This is a genomic window from Microbacterium sp. NPDC089321 (assembly GCF_040684935.1).
Taxonomy (GTDB): Bacteria; Actinomycetota; Actinomycetes; order Actinomycetales; family Microbacteriaceae; genus Microbacterium.
Map to the genome: position 1 here is coordinate 1,431,491 of NZ_JBFBGX010000001.1, position 15,450 is coordinate 1,446,940.

General features: G+C 70.1%; 21 protein-coding genes. 9 read left to right on the forward strand and 12 right to left on the reverse strand.

The window, feature by feature from the left end:
• The first annotated feature begins 183 nt into the window (after nucleotides 1-183).
• A complete protein-coding gene (locus tag AB0N59_RS06680) occupies nucleotides 184-1,047 on the forward strand; it encodes an EamA family transporter (protein WP_363480523.1) in 864 nt (287 codons plus the stop codon).
• Between the two features lie 143 nt (nucleotides 1,048-1,190).
• On the opposite strand, the gene AB0N59_RS06685 is transcribed toward AB0N59_RS06680, so the two are convergent.
• The 5 genes from AB0N59_RS06685 to AB0N59_RS06705 all read right to left on the reverse strand — a co-directional run bounded on the left by AB0N59_RS06685 (nucleotide 1,191) and on the right by AB0N59_RS06705 (nucleotide 3,699).
• Entirely contained in the window at nucleotides 1,191-1,463 is a 273-nt protein-coding gene (locus AB0N59_RS06685; protein WP_363480526.1) for a UTRA domain-containing protein, read from the reverse strand.
• Nucleotides 1,460-2,200, reverse strand: a complete 741-nt coding sequence (yidC, locus tag AB0N59_RS06690; RefSeq protein WP_363480529.1) for a membrane protein insertase YidC — start codon at nucleotides 2,198-2,200, stop codon at nucleotides 1,460-1,462. The genes AB0N59_RS06685 and yidC overlap by 4 nt, the downstream gene beginning before the upstream one ends.
• Before the next feature lie 78 nt (nucleotides 2,201-2,278).
• Nucleotides 2,279-2,563 (reverse strand): DUF6412 domain-containing protein, encoded by a 285-nt coding sequence (locus AB0N59_RS06695; RefSeq protein WP_204974508.1) that lies wholly within the window; start codon nucleotides 2,561-2,563, stop codon nucleotides 2,279-2,281.
• 103 nt (nucleotides 2,564-2,666) lie between these two features.
• Complete coding sequence (locus AB0N59_RS06700; RefSeq protein WP_363480533.1) at nucleotides 2,667-3,227, reverse strand: FHA domain-containing protein; 561 nt, start codon at nucleotides 3,225-3,227, stop codon at nucleotides 2,667-2,669.
• A gap of 58 nt (nucleotides 3,228-3,285) precedes the next feature.
• Nucleotides 3,286-3,699, reverse strand: a complete 414-nt coding sequence (locus AB0N59_RS06705; RefSeq protein WP_363480536.1) for a CBS domain-containing protein — start codon at nucleotides 3,697-3,699, stop codon at nucleotides 3,286-3,288.
• A gap of 296 nt (nucleotides 3,700-3,995) precedes the next feature.
• Here AB0N59_RS06705 and AB0N59_RS06710 point away from each other — a divergent pair, with 296 nt between their 5' ends.
• Nucleotides 3,996-4,673: a DUF6766 family protein gene (locus AB0N59_RS06710; RefSeq protein ID WP_363480539.1), complete on the forward strand. Its 678-nt coding sequence runs from the start codon at nucleotides 3,996-3,998 to the stop codon at nucleotides 4,671-4,673.
• Nucleotides 4,674-4,691: 18 nt separating this feature from the next.
• Here the strand turns inward: AB0N59_RS06710 and AB0N59_RS06715 are convergent, their stop codons facing one another.
• The gene (locus AB0N59_RS06715) at nucleotides 4,692-4,997 is read right to left on the reverse strand and encodes a hypothetical protein (RefSeq protein WP_363480542.1); all 306 of its coding nucleotides are present in this window, start codon (nucleotides 4,995-4,997) and stop codon (nucleotides 4,692-4,694) included.
• A 70-nt stretch (nucleotides 4,998-5,067) separates the two neighbouring features.
• Between AB0N59_RS06715 and AB0N59_RS06720 the strand changes: the two genes are divergently transcribed.
• The 3 genes from AB0N59_RS06720 to AB0N59_RS06730 all read left to right on the forward strand — a co-directional run bounded on the left by AB0N59_RS06720 (nucleotide 5,068) and on the right by AB0N59_RS06730 (nucleotide 8,095).
• Nucleotides 5,068-5,391 (forward strand): ATP-dependent DNA ligase, encoded by a 324-nt coding sequence (locus AB0N59_RS06720; RefSeq protein WP_363480545.1) that lies wholly within the window; start codon nucleotides 5,068-5,070, stop codon nucleotides 5,389-5,391.
• A gap of 101 nt (nucleotides 5,392-5,492) precedes the next feature.
• Nucleotides 5,493-6,452, forward strand: a complete 960-nt coding sequence (locus AB0N59_RS06725) for a TIGR03885 family FMN-dependent LLM class oxidoreductase (RefSeq protein ID WP_363480548.1) — start codon at nucleotides 5,493-5,495, stop codon at nucleotides 6,450-6,452.
• Entirely contained in the window at nucleotides 6,449-8,095 is a 1,647-nt protein-coding gene (locus tag AB0N59_RS06730) for an alpha-amylase family protein (protein WP_363480551.1), read from the forward strand. Before AB0N59_RS06725 ends, AB0N59_RS06730 begins: the two co-directional genes overlap by 4 nt.
• Here the strand turns inward: AB0N59_RS06730 and AB0N59_RS06735 are convergent.
• Nucleotides 8,044-8,394 (reverse strand): hypothetical protein, encoded by a 351-nt coding sequence (locus AB0N59_RS06735; RefSeq protein ID WP_363480554.1) that lies wholly within the window; start codon nucleotides 8,392-8,394, stop codon nucleotides 8,044-8,046. The two genes, AB0N59_RS06730 and AB0N59_RS06735, sit on opposite strands and share 52 nt — an antisense overlap.
• Nucleotides 8,395-8,598: 204 nt before the next feature.
• Here AB0N59_RS06735 and AB0N59_RS06740 point away from each other — a divergent pair, with 204 nt between their 5' ends.
• The 3 genes from AB0N59_RS06740 to AB0N59_RS06750 all read left to right on the forward strand — a co-directional run bounded on the left by AB0N59_RS06740 (nucleotide 8,599) and on the right by AB0N59_RS06750 (nucleotide 11,059).
• On the forward strand, nucleotides 8,599-9,483 hold the full coding sequence (locus AB0N59_RS06740) for an SDR family oxidoreductase (RefSeq protein ID WP_363480557.1): 885 nt from the start codon (nucleotides 8,599-8,601) through the stop codon (nucleotides 9,481-9,483).
• On the forward strand, nucleotides 9,480-9,788 hold the full coding sequence (locus tag AB0N59_RS06745; protein ID WP_204974499.1) for a hypothetical protein: 309 nt from the start codon (nucleotides 9,480-9,482) through the stop codon (nucleotides 9,786-9,788). Before AB0N59_RS06740 ends, AB0N59_RS06745 begins: the two co-directional genes overlap by 4 nt.
• Nucleotides 9,789-10,003: 215 nt before the next feature.
• On the forward strand, nucleotides 10,004-11,059 hold the full coding sequence (locus tag AB0N59_RS06750) for a DUF561 domain-containing protein (RefSeq protein ID WP_363480561.1): 1,056 nt from the start codon (nucleotides 10,004-10,006) through the stop codon (nucleotides 11,057-11,059).
• Nucleotides 11,060-11,102: 43 nt separating this feature from the next.
• On the opposite strand, the gene purU is transcribed toward AB0N59_RS06750, so the two are convergent.
• The gene (gene purU / locus AB0N59_RS06755; RefSeq protein WP_363480564.1) at nucleotides 11,103-11,954 is read right to left on the reverse strand and encodes a formyltetrahydrofolate deformylase; all 852 of its coding nucleotides are present in this window, start codon (nucleotides 11,952-11,954) and stop codon (nucleotides 11,103-11,105) included.
• Between the two features lie 75 nt (nucleotides 11,955-12,029).
• On the opposite strand from purU, the gene AB0N59_RS06760 reads away from it, so the two are divergent.
• Nucleotides 12,030-12,491 carry a glutaminase gene (locus AB0N59_RS06760; protein ID WP_363480567.1) on the forward strand — a complete coding sequence of 154 codons (462 nt, stop codon included), beginning with the start codon at nucleotides 12,030-12,032 and terminating at the stop codon, nucleotides 12,489-12,491.
• Nucleotides 12,492-12,534: 43 nt separating this feature from the next.
• Here the strand turns inward: AB0N59_RS06760 and AB0N59_RS06765 are convergent, their stop codons facing one another.
• The 4 genes from AB0N59_RS06765 to AB0N59_RS06780 all read right to left on the reverse strand — a co-directional run bounded on the left by AB0N59_RS06765 (nucleotide 12,535) and on the right by AB0N59_RS06780 (nucleotide 15,414).
• Entirely contained in the window at nucleotides 12,535-13,248 is a 714-nt protein-coding gene (locus AB0N59_RS06765) for a GMP synthase (RefSeq protein ID WP_363480570.1), read from the reverse strand.
• A gap of 57 nt (nucleotides 13,249-13,305) precedes the next feature.
• Nucleotides 13,306-14,046 carry a substrate-binding domain-containing protein gene (locus AB0N59_RS06770; protein WP_363480572.1) on the reverse strand — a complete coding sequence of 247 codons (741 nt, stop codon included), beginning with the start codon at nucleotides 14,044-14,046 and terminating at the stop codon, nucleotides 13,306-13,308.
• Between the two features lie 24 nt (nucleotides 14,047-14,070).
• Nucleotides 14,071-14,754: a helix-turn-helix domain-containing protein gene (locus AB0N59_RS06775; protein ID WP_363480575.1), complete on the reverse strand. Its 684-nt coding sequence runs from the start codon at nucleotides 14,752-14,754 to the stop codon at nucleotides 14,071-14,073.
• Nucleotides 14,755-15,006: 252 nt separating this feature from the next.
• Nucleotides 15,007-15,414 (reverse strand): transferase, encoded by a 408-nt coding sequence (locus AB0N59_RS06780; RefSeq protein ID WP_204974490.1) that lies wholly within the window; start codon nucleotides 15,412-15,414, stop codon nucleotides 15,007-15,009.
• Nucleotides 15,415-15,450 lie beyond the last annotated feature (36 nt).

Sequence of the window (15,450 nt, forward strand, 5' to 3'; positions counted from 1 at the left end):
CCTCGGCTCGGCCGCCTGACGGGAGCGGTTAGGGTGGTTCTCGACAGCGCCTAGGGTTCCGGGGCATCCGCCCGCCTGGTCCGAGCGGCGCCACGGACTCGCCACGCGGCGGACCGTCACCTGAACGGACAAAAGCCTGGAGGACCCGTTCGTCGCGCCTGCGGCGAGCAGAAGGGTCTTCGGATGTCCGTCATCGCCATCGTCCTCGCTCTCAGCGCCGCTGTCGCGCACGCCGCGTGGAACATCATCGCCCACAACGTGAGCCGCGCCGGTGTGACGTTCCTCTGGTGGGGTGCCGTGGCGAGCACCGTGCTGTGGATCGGGGTGATCCCGTTCACCGGCGGTCTCGGCACCGACGACCTGGCCGGCTTCGCGCTGGGGGTCGGCGTCTCTGCGGTGCTGCATGTGCTGTACATGTCGGTGCTGCAGCGCGGGTACCAGGTCGGCAACCTCTCGACCGTCTACGCGACCGCCCGCGGCAGCGGGCCCTTTCTCGCGGTGATCGTCGCGATGCTGCTGCTCGGCGAGCGGCCGTCGGCTGCCGCGCTGATCGGGGTGGGGCTGGTGATCGTGGGGGTGGTCGCCGTGGGGTTCGTCGATCGGCCGCCCGCGGGCGCGCGCCGGGGGATCGACCCCGCGGTGCTGTTCGGCCTGCTCACCGGAGTGATGATCGCGACCTACACGATCTGGGATGCCCACGCCGTGCGCGAATGGAGCCTGTCGCCCGTCGCGTTCATGGTCGGCACGACGCTCGCGCAGGTGCCGTTCTACACCTTCGCCGTGAGCAGGAGGTGGGCCGCGGTGCGCGAGCTGGGACGGCGGGAGTGGCGGCGCATCCTCGTCTTCGGCGTGCTCTCGCCGCTGTCGTACATCCTCGTGCTGCAGGCCATCACGCTTGCGCCGGTGGCTCTGATCGCACCGCTGCGCGAGGTGAGCGTGGTGCTCGTGAGCCTGTTCGGCGCGTTCGTGCTGCGTGAGTCGCGGCCCGCGTGGCGGATCGCGGCGTCTGTCGTGGTGGTCGCGGGAGTGGTGCTGATCGCGCTCTGAATCCGGATGCCTGGATGCACGATCGCCGCCGTCGCTGTGTCGCCGCCGGCGAACCCTCCCGGGAACAGGAGAACGCGCGGATACAGGACGATCTGCGCAGAAGCATCCTGTTCTGGAGGGATCGCCTGTTCTGGATGCAGCGGTCAGCCGCCGACGGCGCGCAGGTACTGGCCGTCGGCCGAGATGCCCGAGCCCGAGACCGTGAACCGGACGACATCGCCCAGGTAGCGATCCTGCGAGGCCTCGAAGATGCGGCCTTCGACATCTCGCGAGATGCGGCTCAGCCGCAGCAGCGGCGTGCCGACCGGCACGCGCAGCGCCGTGCATCCGCTCGCCGACCTCGACCACGCGATCGGCCTCGCGGCGGCACCGGGGGCACCGCCGCGCATCGGCGTCGTCGCCCGCTGAGCGCTCACGCGGCGGGCAGCGGATACCTCCGCCGCAGCGCCCATCGCTGCACGAGGGTCCAGCTCACGGTCACCACGAGATACAGTGCCGCTGCGAGGGGAACGAACACGGCGAAGACGGCCGTCAGATAGTGCAGCGCGTTCATCATGCCGAGCATGCCGGGGGTCGCGAGCGGACCCTCGGCGGGCACCTGCGGGCGGAACACGCGGCGGGTGATGTCGGCGACGATCGTGATCACCACCAGCACCACCGCCCAGACGAGTGCCGTCGGGGCATCGAGGCCGCCGCCGATCGCGCTGATCAGCGACGATCCCAGCGGCGCGCCGAGCAGATCGTGAGCGAGCAGCTCGTTCGGGTGCCCAGCGATCTCGGGGCGCAGGAACAGGGTGTAGAGGATCCCGACGACCGCCGCCTGCACCGCCAGCGGGAGGCATCCGGCGAGCGGCGACGCCTGCTCGTCACGGTACAGCGCGAGGGTCTCGCGCTGCAGCCGTTCGCGGTCGCTGCCGTGTCGCTGCTGCAGGGTGCGCAGGCGCGGGGCGAGCCGGGCCCGCAGCTGCTCGGCCCTCGCCTGCGAGACGCCGACGGGGATGAGCGCCGCCCGCACGGCGAGCGTGACGAGCATGACGGCCAGCGCGGCGGATGCCGAGCCCCCGATCGGCTCGAGAAGTGCGGAGAGGGCGAGAAGAGCGGAGTACGCGGAATCGAGAAGAAGGGTCAGCGGAGGAAGGGCGAAGATGTCCATGGGTTGTCCGTTCGCAGAAGGAGTGGGTCGGCCGGATGCCGCCAGGACCCGTCCCTCAGCGCAGGACGTGAAGACAGGTCACGCGGCGGGCGCGACGCCGGGCGCTCGCGGACGCGGGTGACCTGCGGCATCCGGATCGCTCTGCGCGAGCAGCGTGGACACATCTATGGCGCGACGCGGGTGCGGCGCCGACCGGATGCCGAAACGCGGCATCAGCACGGCGAGGGCGATCACGAGCACGGTCGCCGCGACGAGGATCGCCGCGATGCCGAGCACGCCGCCCGCTGTGAGCGCATCGGGGAGGGGGACGGCGCCGAGCGCGACGAGCAGCGCGTGCAGCAGCATCCGGATCGCGTCGATCATCACCCCTCCTCTCCGCCCGACGCTACCACCGCCGCCTCTTCCGGACATACGAAGGGCGAGCGATCGCTGCGGATCGCTCGCCCCTCGCACCCTCCGGGGTCTCTCAGCCGTCCTTCACCTCGAGGCCGCCGCCGCTCTGGCCGTCGGCGCGCTCGTCGCGGTAGTCGGGACGCATGGGCTGCGGCGGCTGGTCGTCGAGCTCGCCGCCCTCGCGACCGCCGAACGGACGGCCGTGGTCTGCGTACTCCTCACGCCCGAACACGAGATTCCATCCCGCCACGGTGAAGCGGGCGCCGGTGCGCAGGATCTCGCTGCGGTCGCCCGCCTCACCCGGCGTAGGGTTCGCGTTCATCTCGCCCGCGCCGTGCAGGGTCAGCACGTATTCGTCACGCTCGTCGTGCACGATCGTCGCGTGCACGGCATCGGCATCCGGGATCCGCAGCGAGCAGTCCGCGCCCGATCCGACCGTCACGCGGTCCTCGCGAAGGGGGAAGACGGTGCGGTCGCCTTCAGGGCTGGTGATGCGCAGGTGCGGGTCGCCCGCACCCCACTCGGCGTGGGTCGTCGTCGGCTGCTCGCCGTCGGACTCCGCGAGCTGGTCGAGCTGGTCGTCGATCTCGGGAGCGCTGTGGGCCGGCGATGCGCCGGCGGTGTGCTCGGACATGTGTCCTCCTCTTCCGGGGTTGTCAGGGCTGTCATGCGGATGCTCGGAGTCGCACTTCTCAGCGCGAGATGACCTCGACGGTCTCGCCTGTCGTCGACGGCTCGAGGTGGCGGGCGATGTCGGCCTGGCTGATCATGCCGACCAGGCGGTGATCGTCGAGAACCGGCACACGGCGGATGCGGTGCTCGCGCATGAGGGCGAGCACGCGCTCGATGTCGTCGTCGGGCGCGACCATCACCGGAACCCCGTTGGCGAGGCGACCCGCGTTCGTCGTCTCGGGGTCGAGGCCCGAGGCGATGGCCTTCACGACGATGTCGCGGTCGGTCAGCATCCCCTTCAGCCGCCCGTCCTCACCACAGATGGGAAGAGCGCCGACGTCGAGCTCGCGCATCCTCTCCGCGGCGATCGAGAGCGCGTCGTTCTCGCCGATGCACTGTGCATTCGGCGTCATGATGTCTCGCGTCTGGGTCATGGTCCCGTTCCTCTCGCCTCGTCTTCGCCTGTCTCGATACCTCGACGGTAGACAGCGCCCTCTGCCCGGCTAATGGGGTTGACACGTGGTCGCTCGCGCGTCAACCCTGTTCTGCCGCGGGGGTTCTGCGGCCAGCATCCGGAGTGGGGATGGACTCGCTCGAAGGAGGAGCGCATGTCACAGCAGCAGCCAGGGCGCAGCAGTCTCGGCCCGAAGCTCATGTTCTGGATGTGGATGGGCACGATCGTGGTCGGATTCGCGATCATGCTCGGTGTCGTGGGAAGCGGGCGATGAGAATGAAGAGATTCGTCCGCGACAACGGCCTCAGCCTGTTCTTCTTCGCGATCTTCCTGCTGGCTCTGCTCGGGCAGTCGGCGGCGGGTCTGCTTCGCACCAATCAGGAGCTCGCCGAGCACGGCCAGCCGCTCGAGACGTACTGGTCTTTCGTGTTCTCGAGCGACTTCGTGGTCGACGTCGCCGAGAACTGGCAGAGCGAGTTCCTGCAGTTCCTGCTCTTCATCGCGGCGACCGTCTGGCTGGTCCAGCGAGGGTCACCTGAGTCGAAGAAGCCGGGCGACGAGGGGGTCGACAGCGACGAGAACCAGAAGGTCGGCGCCTACGCCCCCGCCAACGGCCCACGGTGGGCGCGGGTCACCGGCTGGCGTCGCACCGTGTACGAGAACTCGCTCGTGCTCGTCATGGGGGCGATCTTCCTGATGTCGTGGTTCGTGCAGTCGCTGAGCGGGGTCGTGGTGATGAACGAGGAGAACGCGCAGCACGGTGAGCCGGGCATCACCTGGGCGCAGTACATCGTCTCGCCGGAGTTCTGGGACCGCACCCTGCAGAACTGGCAGAGCGAGTTCCTCGCCGTCGGCACGATGGTCGCGTTCTCGATCTTCCTGCGCCAGCGCGGCTCATCGGAGTCGAAGCCCGTCGGCCTGCCGCACGCGGTGTCGGCGCAGGAGTCGGAGTGACCGGGGCTCGGCGGCCCCTCAGTCGGCGAAATTCTCGGGCAGCAGCCGGATGCCCCCGGTCGTGTTCGCCGAGTTCGCGAGCGCAGTGATCCACTCGCTGCTGAGCTCAGGCGGCTCGGGTTCGCCGAAGACGAACTGCAGCGGGATCGAGGGATGCAGCCAGATGGTCGTGCGTCCGGTCGGGTCGGCCGGCGGGTGCTGCCACGACAGGGTGAAGGACTCGTTGCGTCGCAGTTTCATCGCGATCACGACCTTCAGATGAGCGAGCGCACGGTCTTCGATCTCGATGGGAACCGAGTTGCCGCCATAGAAGAGCATTCCCATCTGACTAAGCTAGCCCCAGGGGATGGGGCACGCCATAAGCAGTGCAGGATGTCTGGAGAGGTGCACTTCGTTGGGAAAGTTCGTTTATGAAGGCTCGGTCAAGACCGAGATCGAGGACCGCGCCCTGACGCACCTGCAGCTCGTGATGACCGCGAAGCTGCGCCGCGGGGAGCCGTTCCCGTTCAGCTGGCGGGAAGACGCCAGCGTGGGCGGCGGGCGCACGACTGTCTGGGTGCAGCCGAGCAGCTCGCTGGTGTTCAAGTACTTCGGAAGTCGTCAGCCGGCGATCAACCGCGCCTGGATCGAGGCGCTCGCCTACACCGCCAACACGCCGACCGGCCTGCACATGGTTCCCGAGCCGCCGGACGACCCGAACGCAGGCGTCGAGGGCTGATCGGCCTGAGGATGCACGGGGGCGACGTCACGGTCAACCCCGTGTTGCGCGGGCGTGCGCTTCCCTAGCCTGCTGTCCTCCGACGAGAGGACTTCCCCGCCATGACTCGCATCGGGTTCCACGCCTCGCACGAGCAGCACGCGCCCGGCAGGCTTCTGCGCGACCTCACGCACGCCGAGCGCATCGGATTCGACGAGGCGATGTGCTCCGACCACCTCGCTCCCTGGCTGAAGGCGCAGGGGCAGTCCGGTCACGCCTGGTCGTGGCTCGGCGCCGCTCTCGCCCTCACGCGCTTCCGGATCGGCGTCGTCACGGCGCCCGGTCAGCGCTATCACCCGGTGATCCTCGCGCAGGCGCTCGCCACGCTGAGCGAGATGTTCCCCGAGCGCGTCTGGGCCGCTCTCGGCAGCGGCGAGGCGCTCAACGAGCACGTCACCGGCGACGACTGGCCGCGCAAGGAGGAGCGCGATGAGCGGCTGCGTGCCTCGGCGGATGTGATGCGGCGACTGCTCGCGGGCGAGCAGGTCGACGCCGACGGGCACGTGCGCGTGCACGAGGCGAAGCTCTGGTCGCTGCCCGAGACGCCCCCGCCGCTGCTGGCCGCCGGCATCAGCACGCGCACCGCGACGGAAGTCGCGAGGTGGGCCGATGGGCTGATCACGGTCGGCGCCGATCCCACCGCCACAGCGCAGACGCGAACGGCGTACCGGGAAGCAGGAGGCCGGGGAGATCTGCTGCTGCAGATCCACATCAGCCTCGAGCACACAGAGGAGCATGCTCTCGCTGCGGCGCGCGAGCAGTGGGCGCAGGCGACAGTGCCCCCTCAGCTCATGTGGGAGCTGCACGACCCGGCGGAGTTCGAGGCGCACGCCGACCCGACCGATCAGAAGCTGCGCGAGGCGGTCGTCGTCGGCTCCGACGCGGCCGATGTCGCCGATCGCATCGCCGCCGTCGCCGACGGATTCGACGGGGTGTTCCTGCATCAGGTCGGACGAGATCAGCGCGGCTTCCTCGACCGCTGTGAGCGGGAGCTGCTGCCGCTGCTGCGGGAGCGGCTGTGAACCCCGCCGACACCAGCGACCTGTGGTGGCGCACCGCCGTCATCTACTGCCTCGATGTCGAGACCTTTCAGGACTCCGACGGCGACGGGCACGGTGACTTCGCGGGGCTGACCCGCCGCATCGACGACCTCGACGCTCTGGGCGTGACCTGCATCTGGCTCATGCCCTTCCAGCCGACACCGGAGCGCGACGACGGCTACGACATCTCAGACTTCTACAGCGTCGACCCCCGCTTCGGTGATCTCGGCCGCGTGGTCGAGGCCATCCGCGTGGCTCACGACCGCGGCATCCGGGTGGTGATCGATCTCGTCATCAACCACACCTCCGACCGTCATCCCTGGTTCGTGTCGGCCCGGCGCTCGCGCACCTCCCGGTTCCGCGACTACTACGTCTGGCGCGACAAGCCGCCGCGCAAGAAGGAGCAGCTCGTGTTCCCCGGCGAGGAGACGAGCATGTGGGAGTACGACGAGCGCACCGAGCAGTACTTCCGGCACAGCTTCTACCGCCACCAGCCCGACCTCAACTTCGCGAACCCCGAGGTGCGGGCCGAGGTCGCCCGCATCATCGGCTTCTGGCTGAAGCTCGGCGTCGACGGCTTCCGCGTCGACGCAGTGCCGTTCCTGATCACCGGTGAGGGTGTCGCCGATGAGCAGGATCCCCACTCGTTCCTGCGCGAGTTGCGTCGCTTCGTCAGCAGGCGCGAAGCCTCGGCGATGCTGCTCGGCGAGGTGGGGCTCTCGCATGAGGAGCAGCTCGCCTACTTCGGCGACGAGGGCACCGAGCTCGATCTGCAGTTCGACTTCCTCACGACGGCGAAGCTGTTCCTCGCGCTGAGCCGCCAGCAGGCGACCCCGCTCGCGGAGGTGCTCGCGGCGCGGCCGACGGTCGACGCGAGACACGGATGGGCGATCTTCCTACGTCATCACGACGAGCTGAACCTCGGGCTGCTCGATGAGGCTGAGAAGCAGGAGGTGTTCGACGCCTTCGCCCCCGAACCCGATCAGCGCATCTACGGCCGGGGCATCGTGCGCCGTCTCGCGCCCATGCTCGAGTCGGATCCCCGTCGGCTGCGCCTCGCGTACAGCCTGCTGTTCTCGCTGCCGGGCGCGCCCATGATCTTCTACGGCGAGGAGATCGGGATGGGTGAGCTGAGCACGGATCTCGGCAGGGGAGCGGTGCGCGGGCCCATGCAGTGGGACGCCGGCCCCCTCGGCGGCTTCACCACCTCGAGGCCGTCGAAGCTGCGCCGGCCGGTCGCCGGGGGAGCGTACGCGCCGGCTCATGTGAATGTGCACGACCAGCGCCGCGACCCCGACTCGCTGTGGTCGTTCGTGGCGCTGCTCGCCGACCGCTACCGCTCCACCCCCGAGATCGCGTGGGGAGAGGTGCGGGTTCAGGATGCCGGTGATCCGCGCGTGCTCGTGCATCAGGCCACCTACGGGGACGTCACCTTCGTGGCGGTGCACAACTTCTCTGCCGAGCCGGTGACCGCGCATCTCGAGCCTCTGGCTCAGGGATGCACGGCCACCGTGCTGCTCGAGCATTCTGGCAGCGCCCCGCAGGGCGAGCACGCCGAGCAGCTGCTCGACGGCTACGGGTTCCGCTGGTTCCGCATCTCACCCGATGCGGGATCGGTCGCCTGACCGCTCTGCTCGCGCACCTCGCCCGCGGGGGCCTCGGTGCGCAGGTCGCCGGGTGCGTCGCCCGAGTGCTGCGATCCGTCGCCCTCGGCGAGGTCGCCCTGCCCGTCTTCGCCGAGTTCGGCGTCGAGCGGAGCGTCGCCCTGCGAATCGGGCTGAAGGTCGGGCCGTCCGGCGACCGCGGCGTCGGCAGCGGGCACCTCGTCATGACGGTTCGTGCGCAGGTGCTCGGCGGGGTCGGGGTTCTCGGTGTTCATCGAGTCCTCGGTGCTGTCGCCGGTGCTCATGTACTCGTTGCTCATGGCGGTGTCCTTTCGTCGTCTTCCCAGCGTGGGGGGAGTGGCCGACCGGGGCACGCCCCTTGACAGCATCCGGCTGCACCGCCCTCGCGCGTGCGCTGGATGACGCGAATAGTCAACCCCCTGGCCGGGACGAGGCTCCCGGGAGAGGGTGGGCACACTGGCAGCAGTGCCGGTGCTCCCCCAGAAACTGCAGAGAGGCGCACGATGAGCGACACCACCCCAGATCCTCGCCACCAGCACCACGACGAGAACTTCCCCCCTCAGCAGCAGACCCAGCCCGGCCTCACCGACGAGACCGCGCCCACGCCCGACCACGGCGAGTCCAGCTATGAGGGGCATGGCCGCCTCGCAGGCCGTCGCGCGCTCATCACCGGAGGCGACTCGGGCATCGGCCGCGCCGTCGCCATCGCGTTCGCCCGTGAGGGCGCCGATGTCGCGATCGTGCACATGCCGGAGGAGCAGAAGGATGCCGATGACACGGTCGCCCTCATCACCGACGCAGGGCGGCAGGGGCTCAGCATCGCAGGAGACCTGCGCGACGAGCAGTTCGCCGAAGAGGCGGTCACCCGTGCACGGGAGACCTTCGGCGGTCTCGACATCGTCGTGCTCAACGCGGCCTACCAGCATGACGTCGACGGCTTCGAGACATTGAAGTCCGAAGAGATGCGGCGCGTGTTCGACACCAACCTGCTCGGCACGCTCTTCACCGCGCGCGCCGCGTACCCCCACCTCGAGGAGGGCGCGAGCATCATCGTGACCGCCTCGATCCAGGCCTACAACCCGTCGCCGGGTCTGATCGACTACGCCATGACGAAGGCCGCCCAGGTGGCCTTCGTCAAGGCACTGGCATCCGAGGCGGGTGAGCGCGGCATCCGCGTGAACGCCGTCGCACCGGGGCCCATCTGGACCCCGCTCATCCCGGCCACCGGCTGGGACGACACGAAGGTCGAGCAGTTCGGCAGCGACACTCCGCTGGGCAGGGCCGGTCAGCCGGCCGAGCTCGCCGGGGCATACGTGTACCTGGCCGCAGCCGAGTCTTCGTACACCTCGGGCACGGTGCTCGCGGTGACAGGAGGTAAGGCGCTGTGACTGTCATGATCGACGACCCCAAACCGGGCACCCCTCACGGGGACTGGGAGCTCACCTCACTCGGCCGCGACAGCTGGCGCATCTGCGACCCCGCACGGCGTCACGCCGACGCCGACTGCCTGATCGCGTACGTCGACCGCTCGCCGACGGGCGTGCTCGATGTGCTGTGGCTGCGCACGCCGTGCCCGCGCACGACCCGCTTCCGCGGATTCCGCGAGCTGTTCGAAGCGCTCGACCTCGCGGTCGCCAACGCATCGAACCGGTCGCAGAAGCCGTCGCCCATCCCGGGCAGACGGCCGCTCTGAGCGGTGCGCCGCTGACGTGACGAAGCGCTCGGACCACGGATCCGAGCGCTTCGCGCTGTCGTGTCCCGCACTGCGCACTTAGGGGGAGGGGGCGCGCAGTGCGGGATGTGAAGACGTTAGGCGCTCGACGTCATAGGTGCACGGGGGTTGACGAATCGGCCGGGTCGATGCGAAGACGCTGAAACACAGGCGGACCGCGGGCGTAGCCTCGGAGCATGAGTGATCTGCGCAACGCCGACCTGCGTGAGCTGCTTAGCATCCGGCATCCCGTCGTGCTCGGGCCGTTCGGCGGACTCTCGTCTGTCGCACTGACGGCAGCGGTGAGCGAAGCGGGCGGGCTGGGATCGTACGGTCTGTACGGGTATGACGGCCAGCGCATCCGTGAGACGGTCGCAGCGCTGCGCGCAGCGACCCCCGCGCCCTTCGCCCTGAACATCTGGCTGCCGACCGGCGACGAGGTCGCCCCGGGAGCCGAGCACGACCGCCAGGCGGCCGCGCTCGCCGACTTCTTCGACGAGGTCGGCATCGACCCGCCCGCCCGGCCCGAACGGTACCTGCCGAGCCTCGACGAGCAGCTCGACGCGATCTGGCAGGCAGCCCCCGCAGCCCTGAGCGTGGTCTTCGGCGTCCCCTCGGCGGAGCTGGTGGACGAGGCCCGCAGTCGCGGCATCCGGGTCATCGGCACCGCGACGACGGTCGCCGAAGCGCAGGCGCTCGACGCCGCCGGGGTGGACGCGATCGTCGCCACCGGCGCCGAGGCCGCCGGGCACCGGGTGTCGTTCCTGCGCCCGGCCGAGGAATCTCTCGTCGGGCTCATCTCGCTGCTGCCGCAGGTCGTGGATGCAGTGCGCGTGCCCGTCATCGCGGCCGGCGGCATCGCCGACCGCCGCGGAGTCGCCGCCGCATTCGCGCTCGGCGCATCGGGAGTTCAGGTGGGCACGTCGTTCCTGGTCACCGACGAGTCGGCCGCCAGCGCCGCGCACCGTGCGGCGATCCGCTCCACGGCGGCAGACGAGAGCGTGCTCACGCGCGCGATGAGCGGGCGCCTGGCGCGGGGGGCCGCCAATCGCGCCGTGCGCGAGATCGAGGCATCAGGAGCCATCGCCCCGTTCCCGGCGCAGAACTGGCTGACCGGTCGATTCCGTGCCGTCGCGGGGCAGCGAGGGATGGGCGAGCTGCAGTCGCTGTGGCTCGGGCAGTCGGCGCCGCTGGCGCGCGGACGAACGGCGGCTGAGGTGTTCGCCGAGCTGGTGGCCGGCGTCCCGGCCTGACCGCGGCGACCTCCCGCTTCTACGGTCTGGCGCCCGCCTGCGGTCAGAGGATGACGGTCGAGCGGCCGTGCACGATCACGCGGTCCTCAGCGTGCCACTTCACGGCGCGGGCGAGCACGTAGCGCTCGACGTCCGCGCCCCGACGCTGCAGCTCAGCCGCCGACTCGGCGTGCGTCACCCGGGTGACGTCCTGCTCGATGATCGGACCCTCGTCGAGGTCTGCGGTCGCATAGTGCGCGGTCGCCCCGATGAGCTTGACGCCCCGGTCCTTCGCGCGGGCGTACGGGTTCGCGCCGATGAACGCGGGCAGGAACGAGTGGTGGATGTTGATCACCGGGGCACCGAGGCGCTCGATGAACCCGTCGGTGAGGATCTGCATGTACCGCGCGAGCACGACGAGGTCGACGTTGCCCTGCAGCAGCTCGATCTGGCGTGCCTCCATCGCCGCCTTGTCGCCCGAGGGGATGTGCACGAAGGGCACTCCGAACGACCGCACCGACTCGGCGAGATCGGGGTGGTTCGAGATGACCATCGTCACGTCGATGTCGAGCTCGCCGCGCTGCGTGCGCCACAGCAGCTCCATCAGGCAGTGGTCGTACTTCGAGACGAAGATCGCGACGCGCTTGCGCTTCGCGGTGTCGTGCAGCGACCACTCCATTCCGAAGCGCTCGGCGACCTCGCCGATCGACGCCTCGAGCTCGGGGCGCTTGGCGGCGAGACCGTCGAGGTGGATCACGGTGCGCTGGAAGAACCGGCCGCCCTCCTCGTCGGTGGAGTGCTGGTCGAGCGAGATGATGTTCGCCCCGTGCGACGCCAGCACTCCGGCGACGGCCGCGACGATGCCGGGCTGGTCGTCGCAGGCGATGAGAAGGCGTGCGGTGTCGGTCTGCGGCATGGTTGCTCCTCAGCTGGGGTGTCTGTCGATTCTGCCCGCATCATGCCGGTGGCGCCCAATCGTTACCCTGGAGAGATGGGCGCCACCGAGGATCTGCTGCGGGATGCACGCGCGCGTCTGGCCCAGGTGCCGCGCGAGGCGCTGGGTCGCGAGCGCACCTCGCGCTGGCGTGCCGACCGGATCGTGCGAGCCGGATCCGCCTGGCACCTCGGCGTTCTGCTGCTCACCGACGACGGCGTGCTGTCGACGGCCGAGATCGTGCGCGCCGCAGAAGAGGTGCGCCGCGGATACACGGCCGAGTCGGCGCGTGCACGGGCCGAGCGACGAGCGCAGGCCCGCCGGGGCGGCTTCGCCGAGGGTGAAGTGGTGCACGTGGGCTGGCAGGAGCTCGACGTCGCCGCGGTCGATTCCGGCGCGGCATCCGGCCCTCTGGCGCTGGTCGACGGCGTGCCGAGCGTTCGCTGGTCGCCCGGCGGTGCGCTCGTGCCGCTGCGGGGCTACCTCGACGAGCGCATCGCGCTCGCGCTGGGCGGCTGACGCTGCGGCTGCGCCCCAGGAGCGGCTCGCGCCGGCCTGGAGGTCAGCCGATGAGGCGGGGGAAGCGGGCGAGCAGGTCGTCGCCGTCGACGGATGCGTCGAGGATGGCCCGCTCGGTGCGGTCGTAGTCGCGCGGGTCGAAATAGCCCGACGCGCGGTACACGGCCATCCGGTCGGCGAAATCCTGCGGCGATGCCTCGGGGTGGAACTGCGTGGCATACAGCCGCTCGCCCACGCGATACGCCTGCACCTCGCACGCGTCGTTGGTCGCCAGCAGCACGGCTCCCGGGGGTGTCTCGCGAGCGCTCTCCTTGTGGGCGGTGAACACCGACAGGCTCGGCGCGCTCGGACCGAAGAGCGGGTCTTCGGCACCGGCGTCGGTCAGGCGCACGGTGGTCGCAGTGGCCTGCTCTGGCTGGTCGGTGTGCACCTCGCCGCCCAGCATGCGCGTGACGACGCCGATCCCGTAGCACGTGAACATCGCCGTTGCCTCGCCGTCGAGCACCCGGGCCGCGATGCGCTCGAGATCGTGCTCCACCGCCCTCTGGTGCTGACCCTTGTCGGCATCCGTGACATTGAACGGCGATCCGCCGATGACGAACCCGTCGTACTGCTCCCACTCCACGGTCTCGAGCGAGGCGTGCAGCAGGTCGAGGCGATCCAGCATCCCGAGGCCGAGTCCGCGACGGAACGAGCGGTGCTCGGCGTCAGCCGCACTCCGCTCGGGTCGAACGCACACGTACAGCACCGATGACATGCGCCGAGTCTATTGGCCCCCATGCGGGTGGCCGGGCGGGAGCGTGCGGCAGGTGACTCAGCGTGACGAGTTCGCGGTGCGGCCGCGCACGATGCCGACGAAGGTCTCGACGTCGGCAGTGGTCTTCTCGCGCGGCCAGGCGAGCGCGACGGTCGACGTTCGTCCGCCCACCAGCGGCCGGTACTCGGCGTCCTTGCGCTGGTGCAGCCGCGCGAGCGACATGGGCACGATCAGGATGCCGACTCCCGTGGCCGCCGTCGCCACCGCGTCGGCGGTGGTGGCGATGGTCGGGAACGAGGGGGCGACGGTGGGCAGGTCGAGGGGGCCGAGCACGTCATCGCCTGGCGTGATCAGCACCTGGCCGACGAGGTCGTCGGCCGTGAGTTGGTCGGTCGCCATCAGGAACGAGTCGGCGGATGCCACGACCACGGGCACCTCGTCGTAGAGCGGGATCACGTGCAGCTCGTCCCTGTCGTCGAGGGGAAGGCGCACGAGTGCCGCGTCGAGCTCGTCGACGGCCGAGCGCTGATCGGCGACCGCGATCGGCACGAGCTCGATGTCGACGTGGGGCATCCGCTCCTTCCATGCATCCACCCACTTGCCCGGCGTCGCTCCGGGGATCACGCCGAGGCGGAAGGTGCGGGGCGTCTCGTCGACCGGCGGAAGGGGTGCCGGCTGCGCGGAAGGACGCGGTGCGCGCTTCGGCGCGGGCTTCTGTCCGCCCTTCTGCGTGGGCTTGGCGGGCTTCGCCGGGCGCGGCCTGCCGCCCTTGGATGCGCGTCGCCGGTCGTTCTTCACCGGTTCAGCGTACCCGCCGCGGCATCACGGCCGGGGCCGGAGCGCCACGCAGCAGCGCCCGGTGTGCGGCTCGCCGTGCGCGCTGAGGTGCGTGCAGCCGAGTCCATCGATCACGCCGCCGAGCAGCGAGAGATTCGCCGAGCAGATCAGCTCGGTATGATCGCGGGCGAGAGAGTCGAACGGGCAGTTGGCGAGGATCACGGCCTCGCCGCCCTCGCCCGATTCGCTGCGCGGCTCGTAGCCGTGGGCCGTCAGCACCGCCGTCAGACGCGCCGATTCGTCGTCGGGGGAGCGGACGGCGGCGGCGATCGCGCGCCCCTCTTCGTGCGCGACCTCGGCCAGGGCGTCCCGCAGGGGCATCCCGTCGCCGGCCCGCTCGATCGCACCTGCGAGCACGTGCCCGACGAGGTCGTAGCGACGCTCGGGCAGCGAGATGCTCACCGTGCTCGGCGCGCGCCGGTACAGCTTCGACGGACGACCGGCGCCGGGGCCGCTGCGTCCGCTCAGACGCCGGAACTCGGTCTCGAGAAGCCCGGCCTCGACGAGCTTGTCGAGATGGAAGCGCGCCATGTGCGTCGGCACGCCCAGAGCGGCCGCCGCAGCTTCCCTGGTCACCGCATCGGGCTGGCTGACGACGTGCTCGTAGAGCGCCCGTCGTGTCTCGTCAGCGAGGGCGCCAATGCTCGAGGCGCGCGCGGTGATGTCCATGATGCCTCTCCGAGACCAGAGCCTGGAGGCCCCGGATTCTAATTCCGATGGTAACCACTTTTAGAAAGGATGGCTCGGAGACGTTCGGCGCACATCCGCCACAACTTCGGAGAACCTGCCGTGAAACCGTGCCGTTGGCCGAGCGCAGCGGTCACACGGTGCGAATCTCCGGAGTTATGACAGCCCGCCCGCCCGCAGACGCAGAAGAGCCCGCCAGTCTGCGCGACCAGGCGGGCTCTTCGGGCAAGGGGCTCAGGCTGCCAGCCAGAGACCCTTCCGGTCAGTGATGACCGTGAGACCAGGGGCGACGCTCTCGTCGTGCCCGATGCGGGTGCCGCGTGCGACCTGCGCTCCGGCGCCGATCTCGGTGCGAACGCCGATCCAGGCGCCGTCGCCGACGGCTGCTCCTGCGCCGATGTGCGCGTGCGCGTCGATCCGCACGTTCTCGCCGATCACGGCATCCGGTTCGACCCAGGCGCCGCGCGCGACCCTTGCTCCAGCGCCCACCCGGGCGCCGGGTTCGACATAGGCACCGGCCTCGATGAGAGCCTTCGGATGCACCTTCGCGCCGTGCGCGACGAGTCCGCGTCCGTTGGCGTGCTTGCGGTATCGCAGCGTGGCGCCCTGGTCGTCCTCGATATCGATGTAGTTCTTGCCCACGTTTCCTCCCGTGTCCGGAGTCTTCCGGATATATGT